Consider the following 12,267-nt stretch of genomic DNA (forward strand, 5'->3'; position numbering starts at 1 on the left):
AGTGTTTGAATTATGAAAAGGAGACATATATGGCAGAAGAGACGAAAAAGGAGCGTCGCCCTCTGGATCCGAATTCGGCAAAATACAAACTGAACCAAATTGCGGCAAAGGCATATTCGGATGCGGCAGAAGCAAAGGCGCGCGGTGAAATGGTTGGATGGTGTTCGAGCAATTTCCCGGTTGAAATCCCGGAGACACTGGGATTATATGTAGTTTATCCGGAGAATCAGGCAGCTGCAATCGCTGCCAGAGGACAGGGAGAGCATATGTGTAATATCAGCGAGGCGGATGGATATTCGAATGATATCTGTGCCTATGCCAGAATCTCGCTGGCTTATGCAAAGGTCAAAGATTCCAATGGCGGACAGGAGATGCCGCAGCCGGACTTTTTGCTGTGCTGCAATAATATCTGCAATTGCATGATCAAATGGTATGAGGATCTCGCAAGACAATTGCAGATTCCGATGTTTTTGATTGATATTCCATTCAATCCGGATTATGAGGTATCCGATGCGCAGCTGGCTTATGTGCGTGCGCAATTCTGGGATGTGATTCACAGGCTTGAAGCATTCACAGGCAAAAAATGGAACGAAGAGAAATACAAAGAAGTGATGGGATATTCCGGCAGAAGTTCGCGTGCATGGCTTCGCGCAACGGCAAAGGCCCAATACGAACCTTCTCCGTTTAACGGATTCGATCTGCTCAATCATATGGCAGTGATGGTAACGGCAAGAGGAAAGAAAGAAGCTGCCGAAGCGATGGAACTGCTTGAAAAGGAATACGAGGAAAACCATCAAAAAGGGGAATCCACTTTCCGCACGGAAGAAAAATATCGCATTATGTTTGAAGGAATTGCCTGCTGGCCGTGGCTGCGCGTGACCGCAACCGGGTTAAAGAGCCGTGGAATCAATATGGTTACGACCATTTATGCGGATGCATTCGGTTTTGTCTATGATGATTTTGACGGAATGGTGCGCGCTTACTGCAATGTTCCGAATGCAATCAACCTGGAACATGCGCGCGACAAGCGTGTCAAGTTGGCAACGGACAATCACATTGAAGGACTCCTGGTTCATACAAACCGATCATGCAAATTATGGTCCGGTTTCATGTATGAGATGAGTCGTCAGATCGGTGAAAAGGTCGATGTGCCTGTGGTGAGTTTTGATGGGGATCAGGCTGATCCGCGTAATTTCTCGGAGGCGCAATATGATACGCGTGTGCAGGGATTGATGGAAATTATGGAAGCAAATAAGGAGGCCAGAGCATGAATACAGCAGAATTATTTGAACAATTTCATAAGATTGCATTGAATCCGCGTGCGCAAAAGGACGCCTATCTGAAAGATGGGGAAAAAGTGGTATTGGTCACCTATTATGTGCCGGAGCAGTTGATTCATGCCATGGGTGCCATTCCGTTTCATACATATGGCGGAGACCTTCCGGTCAATGAGGCAAAGCAATATTTTCCGGCTTTTATCTGTTCTGTGATGCAGACTATGCTTGAGTTGGGCATGAGAGGCACATTCGAGGGCTGCAGTGCCATTGTGATTCCAAGTCTTTGCGACAGTCTGAAATGCATTGGACAGAACTGGAAGTATGCGGTTCCGTCGATTCCTTTTATTCCGCTGACCTATCCGCAGAATCGCAAGCCGGATTACGGTGCGGCTTTTACACGCGCCGGCTATGAGCGTATGGTTCGCGAACTCGAAGCGGCAACGGGATTGCAGCTGGATGAGACCAGATTAAAGGAGTCCATCCGCATATATAACGAGCACAATGCACTTATGAGAGAATTCAGTGCATTATGTGCAGAATATCCACAGGTGACAGCCACACAGCGAAGTGATGTCTACAAGAGCGCAGGCTTTATGAAAAAGGAAGAACATGCGCAGCTTCTGCGTGAACTGATTGCCTGCATGAAGCAGGAAGTGGCCCAAAAATCGTCCGGAAAGCGTATTTATATTTCGGGAATCCTTGCAGATGCACCGGAATGGAATCGTATTTTGGAGGATTACGGATTACAGGTTGTCGGAGATGACATTCTTGCATGCAGCCGCTTATATCGCGATGACTGCAGGATGCCGGAGGACGGAGAAGATGCAATGGATGCGCTGGTACGTCTCTATTGCGACAAAGACCATTGTTCACTGCTCTATGATGAGAAAAAATCCCGTGTGGAATTTATTGTGCAGGAAGCAAAACAGCGGAAGGCGGACGGTGTGATTCTGGCATTGACCAAATTTTGTGATCCGGAGGAATTTGACAATCCGATGATCAAGGATGCATGTGCCGAAGCGGGCCTGCCTTGTGTCGTAATAGAGATGGATCGTCAAATGCAAAACTATGAGCAGGCGCGTACCATCATGGAAACCTTCGCGGATATGATTGGATAGCAGAAAATGAGAGGAGATACAGGATGGCAGAGATGACAAAACCACTCGCAGGCGTCAAGGTTGTGGAGCTGGCAACATTTATCGCGGGACCGTGCTGTGCACGATTTCTGGCAGATCTGGGCGCTGATGTAATTAAGATTGAATCACCAAAGGGTGATCCGCTGCGATATACTGCGGTGAATGAGGGCAGACCGTACGGCGATGCGGAAGATACTTCCTTTACCCTGGAAAATACAGGCAAGCGCTGTGTGACCTTGAATACCAAAACCGAAAATGGAAAAGCAGCACTGGAAAAACTGCTTGCATCGGCGGATGTGTTTATCACCAATATCCGCCCGAACGGACTGAAGAGAGCCGGACTGGATTATGAGACGTTAAAACAAAAGTATCCAAAGCTTGTCTTTGGTTATGTATCCGGATACGGAGAAAAAGGTCCTGCCAGGGATCTGCCGGGATTTGATTATACGGCATTCTTTGCAAGAGGCGGAGTGATGGGAACCATGTATGATGTGGATGCAAAGCCGATGACACCGGTGGCCGGTTTCGGAGACCATCAGGTTGGCATGTATCTGGCTGCGGGAATTCTTGCTGCACTCTATCGTGCAAGAGAAACCGGCAAGGGTGACCAGGTTACGGTATCTTTATTCCACAGTGCAATCTGGGATATCGGATTGTATCTGCAGTGCAATCAGTATGGAGATTCATCCACACAGTGGCCGATCAGCCAGAAAAAAATCGCAAATCAGTTTCAGGTACCACATAAGACAAAAGACGATCAGTGGATCATGATGTCCATGCCGCAATATGATGCAATGTATGACCGCTTCATGCCGGTCATCGAACGGGAAGATCTGATCGGAGATCCGCGGTTTTATCCGCAGACAGCATTGCAGGATCATCTCGAAGAATTTTATGAAATCATTCATCAGGAAGTCGCAAAATATACGAAGGACGAATTCTGCAGCAGAATGGATGCGGCAGATCTGCCATATGCGGTATGCCAGACTTGGAATCAGGTATTGGAGGATCCGCAGGCATGGGGCGCTGACTGTCTGACCAAAGTAACATTCCCGAACGGAAAGGAACGCACAATGGTGCGCACACCTGTTGTCTTTACAGATACGGAAATGCCGGAATATGAAAGAGGACACTTCCTCGGAGAAGATACAAGAGCGGTGCTGGCACAGCTGGGATACAGTCAGGCGCAGATTGATGCGATGATTGCAGCCGGTGAGGCAACGGATGTAACACGAATCGGATAGGAGTACAAATGTATACACTGGGAATAGATATCGGTTCTACAACTTCAAAATGTGTGATCCTTGAGGATGGAAAAATGATTCGTGCCATGTCACTTGTCACTGCCGGCACGGGGACAAACGGACCGGCGCAGGCCTATGAGCAGGTATTGCAAAGCGCGGGACTGACACAGGCAGATTTGGATTATGTCGTGGCAACAGGTTACGGACGAAAGACATATGAGGCTGCGGATGCGCAGATGAGCGAGCTGACCTGTCATGCCAAAGGTGTTTATTTTCAAAATCCCAAATGTCGTACCATCATTGATATCGGAGGGCAGGATGCAAAAGTAATCCGGCTCAATGAAAACGGAGGAATTGCTGATTTTGTGATGAATGACAAATGTGCGGCCGGCACAGGAAGATTTCTGGATGTCATGGCTGGCCTGCTGCAGATGCCGGTGTCTGATTTACAAAAATATGCACTGGCTGCGAAGGAACCGGTGCGGATTTCGAGTACATGCACCGTCTTTGCAGAGTCGGAAGTGATTTCACAATTGTCGCAAAATGTGGATATGGCGAATCTGGTAGCCGGAATCTGCAATTCCGTGGCGAGCAGAACCGCGGCATTGGCCAAGCGGGCGGGAATTCGCGAGACGGTATGCATGAGTGGTGGAGTTGCACAAAATCACGGTGTGCTGAGCGCTCTTTCAAGAGAGTTGGATGTACCTGTGGTGGAAGTGGAATATGCGCAGTATATGGGCGCTTTGGGAGCTGCGATTGCAGCTTACGAAAAAGTAATTTAATAACTGGCTTGAAATGGACATTTTGCTCAAAATGTCCATTTTTTTGTTGCAAAAACGGGTATCAGACTAGAACAGAAGTACTATATTATGCAAAATGTTTAATAAAAGTATACAAATCAGCCGGTTGTTTGTGAAAAGTGGCATATCAAACTTGTATACAAGTTTGATATAGTGTAAAATTACTTTTGTAAAAGTGATTTTGGACAGCCCGTTGTCACTTTTTACAAATTATTACATGTTATGGAGGGTTACTATGGAAAATTCAAAAGCAAAAGGATTTGGGGCAAGAGGCTGGCTCCTCATCGTAGTTTTGTTCACCAGTTTCATGATGTTCCAGGTGTTTACCAACTTCCCGTTGAACATTTTGAAAGACTTTTACGGCGGCGATAAGGCAATCGCACCGATTATGTCAATCGGTACATTTATCGGTATCGTATTGCAGATTATTATTTCAAGCTTCGTAGGACGCATTAAGAGCATCAAGCGCGTGGCTGCAGTTGTAGGATGCATTGCTCTGCTTTCCGCAATTGTGGTAGCAGCAGTGCCGGTCAAATTCAATGATCAGCATGCACCGCAGGTTACTATCCCGATGTTATGGTATGCAGCATATCTTTTGGTAAATGTTTGCTCAACCATGTATGCATTGTTCTTCCTGAGCATTCTTGCAGGTCAGTGGTTCCCAACCAGAAAAGGTACTGTTATGGGTATCGCAACCATTGCTTATCCGTTCTGTAACGGTGTCATTGGATTCTTCGCAGCAACTGCACTGACTCCTTTGGATAATGGAAAAGAACCTGCAATCTTTATGGCTTTCTTACCGTTTATTATTGTTTGCGCAATCGGATATGTGTTATTCCTTGTAGGCATTTCGGATTATCCGGAGCAGGTTGGCGCTTATCGTGACAATGACAAGAATCTGACTCCTGAAATTGCAAAGAAGATGATGGAAGAGGAAATCGAAAACAAAAAGACTTCCGTATGGCATACCGGTCATACATTCATCAGCCGTGATTTCTGGTTTGCATCTGTCACCTGTGGTTTAATCCTGATGGCAGCAATCGGAACCATGGTTCGTTCACAGGATATTATCGCATACTTCCCGAAGCTTGATTACAAGATCATTATGCTGATCGTCGCAATCTTCGGTGCAATCGGAAGCTGGCTGCTTGGTGTATTGGATACCGCTGTCGGAACCAAGAAATCCATGTTGCTTGCAACCTGCCTGATGATCCTTGCAGGTATTCTCGGAACCATTGCCGCATTCAACCAGATCGGTGTACTTGCAACCATTTCAATGGTATGCATCGCAATGTCAATGGGTGCTTCATCAAACTATACCGTATCAGTTGCAGCACAGTATTGGAGACGCGAAGACTTCCAGAGCGTATTTGCCTGCCTGAATCCGCTTTCCAATATCTTTAACGCATTGGCAGCAGTGGTAGTAACATTTATTATCAACAGCAATTCAACAGGCAATAATATTCCGGCCGTATTCGCATTCGTTGGAATTCTCGGTGTGGTAGCATTTATCCTGATGAGCCTGTTCAGTGCGAAACATGTCAAAGAAACCGATGATAAGTATCGTGAAGCAGCAGGCAAGCCGCTCGATGATGCATTGGTTGGACGCAAATAGTGATGATGAAAAAGGTGTGTCATTTGACACACCTTTTTTTAATTCTGCCTTTACAAAACTGAAAGAAAGAATTAAAATAGAGATGTAACTTGTCGACAAGTTGACAAGAGAGGAAACAAATATGACATCTGAGGGGTTGTTATTCGACAATTTCATATTGAATGAGATGACAATCGGGGAGTTGTTTGCAAAGCGTGTACAGGAGACACCGGATGCCGTGGCTGTGGAATTTGAAGGAGAGCAGACCACATGGGCAGAGTTGGATCTCCTATCGGACTGGCTGGTCAAACGCTTTGACAGTTTTGGGATTCATTCCGGGACAAGATGTGCAATCTGGTGTGGCAACCATCTGCAGTGGATCATCGTATATATTGGTTTGCAAAAGATTGGCGCGACAGCGGTATTGGTCAACCCGGGATATCTGGCGGATGAACTGTATCGTGTGCTTTCCTACGCACAGATTGAATTTTTATTTTACGGAGAGACATTCAAAGACCAGAAAATGACAGATATCATCGATCAGTTGGATTTGAATGAGCATCCCTATCTGAAACAGACAATCCCAATCGAACTGGACGATGCAATCCGGTTTATGATTGATGGGGCAAGAAGCCTGACGGCGGAGGACTGTGTGCGCATTGAGGCATTAAAAGCCATTCCGAAACCGCATGACATTGCCTGCATGTTATTTACATCCGGGACGACGGCGGTTCCAAAGGGCGTGATGCTGACGCATTATAATCTGGTCAATTGCGCGAAGGCAACGGTGGAAGCGATGCACTGGAATTCGACGGACAAGGCCTGTGTCATGGTGCCGCTGTTTCACTGCTTTGGTATGACGAGCTGTCTGCTCGGAGCTTTGACGGCCGGATATGGCTTGTATGTGATGAAATATTATCGGACGCTGGATGCGTTATATGCAATCGAGAAGTGTGGATGCACGATTTTAAACGGAGTTCCAAGCATGTTTCTTGCGATGGTACACAATCATCGGCTGCCGGAATTCGATTTGTCGAATCTGGTGAGTGGAATCATTGCCGGATCGCCGATTGCAGAGACGGATTATCAACTGATCTGTGAAAAACTCGGGATGAAACATTTGCTGATGTCATACGGACAGACAGAGACATCTCCGGGCGTGACATTCTCGCAATACGACGAGACAGTCGGAGAAAAGGCTGACAATGCGGGATTTGTCATTCCGCAACTCGACGCAGGAATATGGGATGAACAGGGACAGCTGCATCTTTGCGTGGAACAGGGACATTTTTTAAATCATGCCGGAGGCGTGACCGGAGAAATCGCAATCCGCGGATTCGTGGTGATGCGAGAGTATTATAACCGCCCGGCCGAGACAACTGCTACATTGCAACAAGACGGATGGCTCCATACGGGAGACCGTGGATTCTTTGATGCAAACGGGCATTTGCACGTGCTGGGGCGACTGAAAGACGTGATCATTCGCGGTGGAGAGAACATTTCACCGGCCGAGATCGAGGGCTGCATCAGCCAGATCCCGCAGGTGAAACAGGTCAAGGTGGTTGGCGTGCCACATCCTGTTTTACAGGAGGAAATCGCGGCTGCCATTGTGCGAAAAGATCAGGAGACGATTTCGGAAGATGCGATACGTCAATATTTAAGTGCGCATCTTGCAAAATATAAGATTCCTGCTTATATCGCTTTTGTGGATGAAATACCGATGACAGAGAGCGGAAAAACATCTACAGGGCTTTTGCGTGAAATGATGATGGAACGATTTGGAATCAGTCAGGGAAAAGGAGGTATTCAATGATTCTTTCAAAAGAGCATGAATTAATGCGGAAGAATTTTCGCAATTTTGCGGAAACAGAATTTACAAAGGAAATTCAGGATGAACTTGATGAGACAGGGGAGTTCAATTGGGAAATCTGGAACAAGATGGCAAAATATGGGTTTGCCGGCACCAAGATTCCTGTAGAATATGGCGGACAGGGGGGAGATACCCTTTCCTATGTTCTGATGAATGAAGAATTCGCGCGTGTCTGCCCGGTTCTGGCTATTTATGCCAATACACCAAACTCTCTGGGTGGCGGACCGTTGCTTGCATGCGGAACAGAAGAGCAATTGCAAAAATATCTGACACCTGCGGCGCAGGGGAAAAAACATATTGTATTTGCACTGACGGAACCGGGCGCCGGATCTGATCCGGGAAGCATGACCACAAAGGCTGTACAGGACGGTGAATATTTTGTCTTAAATGGAAGAAAATGTTTTATTTCCGGTGCACCGTTTGCAGATTATGCAATTGTATATGCGCGCACGGATTTGCAGTCCAAAGGACCGAAGGGGATTTCGATGTTTATCGTCGACATGAAGCTTCCGGGCGTATCCTGTGGAAAGCCGGAGCATAAGATGGGAATCAACGGATATCCGACTTCGGATATTATTCTCGAAGATGTCAGAGTCCATCAGTCGGATTTGCTTGGACCGCTGCACAAAGGATACGCAGTTGCAATGAAGACACTCGACGGCGGACGAATCGGTGTGGCTGCACAATCACTCGGCTGTGCACAGGGCGCATTAGAGGAATCCATCGCCTATGCAAAAGAGCGCAAGCAGTTCGGCAAGCCAATCAGCTATAACCAGGGCATCAGCTTTATGCTTGCAGATATGGCAACAGAAATCGAGGCGGCACGCACACTTCTTTATACGACTGCTCAGGCAAAGGATGCCGGAGATCCGAATGCATCCATGCTATGCTCTATGGCCAAATATTACTGCTCAGAGATGGCAAACCGCGTATGCGCCAAGGCAGTACAGATTCATGGCGGATATGGCTATATTAAGGAATACAAGGTTGAGCGGTTCTATCGTGATGCACGGATTATGACATTATATGAGGGAACCAGTCAGGTACAGCAGATTGTCATTTCAAGAAGTCTGCTGAAATAAAAAGGAGAATTCAAATGAAAGCATTTGTATGTGTAAAACAGGTTCCGGATACTTCGGGAAAAGTTGCAGTCAATGACAATGGAACACTCGATCGTGCGTCCATGGCAACCATCACCAATCCGGATGATCTGGCAGCAGTGGAGGCTGCATTAAAATTAAAAGATGAGTGCGGATGTGAAGTGATTGTGGTATCCATGGGACCGCCACCAGCAGAGTCCATGCTCCGTGAGTGCCTTGCAATGGGGGCTGATTCGGCAGTGCTGATCTCGGGACGCGAATTCGGCGGATCGGATACCTTTGCCACATCCCAGATTATTGCCGGCGGATTATCCAATCTTGGAATCGGAGAAGAAGATGTAATCTTTTGCGGACGTCAGGCAATCGACGGAGATACGGCGCAGGTGGGACCGCAGATTGCAGAAAAACTCAATCTGCCGCAGGTGACTTATGCGGCTGAAATCCATAAACAGGGAAAGACGCTGAAAGTCAGACGACTGCTCGAAGACGGCTATATGACCATCGAGGTGCAGACACCTTGCCTGATTACCTGTGTCAAAGAATTGAACCAGCCGCGTTATATGACCGTCAGCGGAATCTTACACTGCTATGAAAAGCCATATCAGGTCCTGGATTATGATGCTTTGAAAGACGAGCCTTTGATTGATCCGTCTACAATCGGATTAAAAGGTTCTCCGACGAATATTTTCCGTTCATTCACACCGCCGCAAAAGGGCGCCGGCAGGATGCTTACGGGCAGCGGTGAACAGATGGTTTCCGAACTTGTGACCAATTTGGCGAAGAAACATATTATCTAGGAATATTCAGGAGGAAAAGCAATGGCATTTGACAGTTCAAAAATTGAAGAATTCAGCGATATCTGGGTATTCTGTGAACAGCGCGACGGCGCAATCATGGGGACGGATATTGAATTGATTAGCGAAGGCCGAAAACTTGCAGATGAGCGCGGCGCAAGATTGATCGGACTGCTGCTTGGCGGAAAAGGCATCGGAGAAAAGGCACACGAGCTGGGCGGATATGGCGCCGACAAAATCATCGTGGTGGAAGACGAACGACTGGAGGTCTATAATACGGATGCATATACCAAGGTGATATGCGATATCATTATGGACAAAAAACCGGAAGTGTTTCTGGTAGGCGCATCCAATATCGGACGTGATCTCGGTCCGCGCGTGGCTGCAAGACTGCATACGGGATTGTGTGCGGACTGTACGCATCTGGATATTGCAATGGAGCCGTATACGGATTTTCTGCGCGAGGCATCGACCATTGATGTCGATCATGTGACATTTGATATGTCTGACACAAATATGAAGATGACACGTCCGGCATTCGGCGGACATTTGATGGCAACCATTATCTGTCCGAGATTCCGTCCGTGCATGGCGACCGTTCGGCCGGGCGTATTAAAGAAAGCACCGTTTGACGAGACAAAGGCAAAGGCCGTTGAAGTTGAGCGTGTCGCAGCAGTATTAAATGATTCCGATATCCGTACAAAAGTGCTTGAGGTGGTCAAGGAGAGCCGCAAGATGGTAGATCTGATTGGCGCGGAGGTGATTGTCTCTGTCGGAAACGGAATCAGCAAGGATCCGAAAAAGGGAATTGCACTTGCAGAGGAACTCGCGAAAGCACTCGGCAACGGTGTCGTAGGCGCTTCGCGTGCAGTGACCGATGCGGGATGGCTGACAGCGGATCATCAGGTTGGCCAGACCGGTAAAACGGTTCGTCCGAAAATCTATGTTGCGCTTGGCATTTCCGGTGCAATTCAGCACAAAGCCGGAATGCAGGATTCAGAAATGATCATTGCGGTCAACACAAATGAAGATGCTCCAATCTTTGAAGTGGCAGATTACGGACTGGTAGGAGACCTTTTCGAAATCGTCCCGCTTATGATTGAAGATATCAGCAAATTATAGTATAATAGCAAAGGCCGCTTCTTTAGGGGAGCGGCCTTTTAAGTGTATTTTACACAAGATTAGGAATTCGTAGACGAAAAGGAGAACGTGTTTATGACACAAGAAGAAATCCGCTCTTTAACCAAGAGCAGATGGGGCGTCTTGATTGCAAGCTGTCTCATCAATTTATGTATTGGATCCATGTATGCATGGTCCGCACTCTCTGCACCGATGGCAGATGCTTTGGGGGAAGCTCCACAGAATCTGGCAATTGTTTTTTCCATCTCAAATGCGGTTGGATTCATTGCCATGATTATCGGAGGTTTGTTGAATGACAAATTCGGACCGCGATGGGTTATGTTTACCGGAGGTGTGATGTTTGGCCTTGGTATGTTCCTGTGCGGCTATGCACAGTCTGTCACCCATTTGATTCTCAGTTACGGACTTTGTCTCGGACTTGGATTGGCATTGGTTTATGGCTGCACCATTTCCAATACCATTAAATTCTTCCCGGACAAGCGTGGGCTGGTTGGTGGAATGACAACCGCCTTTTATGGAATCAGTTCCGTTATTTTTGCACCGCTCGGAACCGCAATGGCAAGTGCCTGCGGTGCCCGTAACACATTTAAGATTCTCGGCGCAATCTTTTTGGTAGTAATCTGCCTTGGTGCTTTGATTATGAAGACCTGTCCGCAGGGATTTGTGCCGGAAGGCTATGTCGTACCGGCAGCACAATCCGGCAAACAGAAAGTCGACAAGACACCGACAGAGATGCTAAAGACACCGATTTTTTATGTGATGCTGATCATGCTGACAGCTGGCGGCACCTTTGGTCTGATGATTATTTCAACGGCCAAAACGATTGCGGAAAAAATGGTACAGGCGCCGACTGCGACAGCGACATTGTTTGTATCCGTATTATGCCTGTTTAATACTGCAGGCCGTCTGATTGCAGGTACTTTGAGTGACAAACTCGGACGCATCAATACCTTGACGACTGCATTGCTGATTGCCCTGGGCGGTCTTGGACTGTTGATTGGCGCTTCAGCAACCACATCCATCGCATTGTTTGCAGTCGGTGTGATTTTGATCGGTATCTGCTTTGGTACATTCATGGGTGTATTTCCCGGATTTACGACAGATCAGTTTGGTACTAAATACAATACCGTGAATTACGGAATTATGTGGATCGGTTTCTCCATCGCCGGACTTGCCGGCCCAAGTATTCTGACAAAGACTTATGAGTCGACAGGCAACTATACCACAGCTTTTGTGATTGCAATTATCATTGCAGTGGTTGGTCTGTTAATGTCCGTAATCTACCGGGCATTGCAAAAGAAAAACATGTAAA

10 protein-coding genes are annotated in these 12,267 nt (G+C 47.2%); all 10 read left to right on the top strand.

Annotation, left to right across the window (positions count from 1 at the left end; all coding sequences use genetic code 11):
* Positions 1-29: 29 nt before the first annotated feature.
* Positions 30-1,271, top strand: coding sequence for a 2-hydroxyacyl-CoA dehydratase subunit D (locus CSX02_RS10615; RefSeq protein ID WP_031543472.1), 1,242 nt, complete (start codon positions 30-32; stop codon positions 1,269-1,271).
* Positions 1,268-2,395: a 2-hydroxyacyl-CoA dehydratase subunit D gene (locus CSX02_RS10620; RefSeq protein ID WP_099386657.1), complete on the top strand. Its 1,128-nt coding sequence runs from the start codon at positions 1,268-1,270 to the stop codon at positions 2,393-2,395. The genes CSX02_RS10615 and CSX02_RS10620 overlap by 4 nt, the downstream gene beginning before the upstream one ends.
* Positions 2,396-2,418: 23 nt before the next feature.
* Positions 2,419-3,657, top strand: a complete 1,239-nt coding sequence (locus tag CSX02_RS10625; protein WP_031543470.1) for a CaiB/BaiF CoA transferase family protein — start codon at positions 2,419-2,421, stop codon at positions 3,655-3,657.
* Positions 3,658-3,665: 8 nt separating this feature from the next.
* Positions 3,666-4,439: an acyl-CoA dehydratase activase gene (locus tag CSX02_RS10630; protein WP_099386658.1), complete on the top strand. Its 774-nt coding sequence runs from the start codon at positions 3,666-3,668 to the stop codon at positions 4,437-4,439.
* Between the two features lie 253 nt (positions 4,440-4,692).
* Entirely contained in the window at positions 4,693-6,072 is a 1,380-nt protein-coding gene (locus tag CSX02_RS10635; RefSeq protein WP_099386659.1) for an MFS transporter, read from the top strand.
* A 121-nt stretch (positions 6,073-6,193) separates the two neighbouring features.
* Complete coding sequence (locus tag CSX02_RS10640) at positions 6,194-7,864, top strand: class I adenylate-forming enzyme family protein (protein WP_099386660.1); 1,671 nt, start codon at positions 6,194-6,196, stop codon at positions 7,862-7,864.
* Complete coding sequence (locus CSX02_RS10645) at positions 7,861-9,003, top strand: acyl-CoA dehydrogenase family protein (protein WP_031543466.1); 1,143 nt, start codon at positions 7,861-7,863, stop codon at positions 9,001-9,003. The genes CSX02_RS10640 and CSX02_RS10645 overlap by 4 nt, the downstream gene beginning before the upstream one ends.
* 14 nt (positions 9,004-9,017) lie before the next feature.
* Positions 9,018-9,818, top strand: a complete 801-nt coding sequence (gene acrB / locus CSX02_RS10650; RefSeq protein ID WP_099386661.1) for an acryloyl-CoA reductase electron transfer subunit gamma — start codon at positions 9,018-9,020, stop codon at positions 9,816-9,818.
* Positions 9,819-9,839: 21 nt separating this feature from the next.
* Positions 9,840-10,937 carry an acryloyl-CoA reductase electron transfer subunit beta gene (acrA, locus tag CSX02_RS10655; RefSeq protein WP_031543464.1) on the top strand — a complete coding sequence of 366 codons (1,098 nt, stop codon included), beginning with the start codon at positions 9,840-9,842 and terminating at the stop codon, positions 10,935-10,937.
* A gap of 93 nt (positions 10,938-11,030) precedes the next feature.
* Entirely contained in the window at positions 11,031-12,266 is a 1,236-nt protein-coding gene (locus CSX02_RS10660; RefSeq protein ID WP_099386662.1) for an L-lactate MFS transporter, read from the top strand.
* Position 12,267 lies beyond the last annotated feature (1 nt).

Origin of the sequence: Agathobacter ruminis, from assembly GCF_002735305.1 — a bacterium.
GTDB lineage: Bacteria > Bacillota > Clostridia > Lachnospirales > Lachnospiraceae > Roseburia > Roseburia ruminis.

What these genes read in the sequence shown, in the direction of transcription:
- CSX02_RS10615 (WP_031543472.1), top strand. Translation starts at nt 30, where the DNA reads ATGGCAGAAGAGACGAAAAAGGAGCGTCGCCCTCTGGATCCGAATTCG.
- CSX02_RS10620 (WP_099386657.1), top strand. Translation starts at nt 1,268, where the DNA reads ATGAATACAGCAGAATTATTTGAACAATTTCATAAGATTGCATTGAAT.
- CSX02_RS10625 (WP_031543470.1), top strand. Translation starts at nt 2,419, where the DNA reads ATGGCAGAGATGACAAAACCACTCGCAGGCGTCAAGGTTGTGGAGCTG.
- CSX02_RS10630 (WP_099386658.1), top strand. Translation starts at nt 3,666, where the DNA reads ATGTATACACTGGGAATAGATATCGGTTCTACAACTTCAAAATGTGTG.
- CSX02_RS10635 (WP_099386659.1), top strand. Translation starts at nt 4,693, where the DNA reads ATGGAAAATTCAAAAGCAAAAGGATTTGGGGCAAGAGGCTGGCTCCTC.
- CSX02_RS10640 (WP_099386660.1), top strand. Translation starts at nt 6,194, where the DNA reads ATGACATCTGAGGGGTTGTTATTCGACAATTTCATATTGAATGAGATG.
- CSX02_RS10645 (WP_031543466.1), top strand. Translation starts at nt 7,861, where the DNA reads ATGATTCTTTCAAAAGAGCATGAATTAATGCGGAAGAATTTTCGCAAT.
- acrB (WP_099386661.1), top strand. Translation starts at nt 9,018, where the DNA reads ATGAAAGCATTTGTATGTGTAAAACAGGTTCCGGATACTTCGGGAAAA.
- acrA (WP_031543464.1), top strand. Translation starts at nt 9,840, where the DNA reads ATGGCATTTGACAGTTCAAAAATTGAAGAATTCAGCGATATCTGGGTA.
- CSX02_RS10660 (WP_099386662.1), top strand. Translation starts at nt 11,031, where the DNA reads ATGACACAAGAAGAAATCCGCTCTTTAACCAAGAGCAGATGGGGCGTC.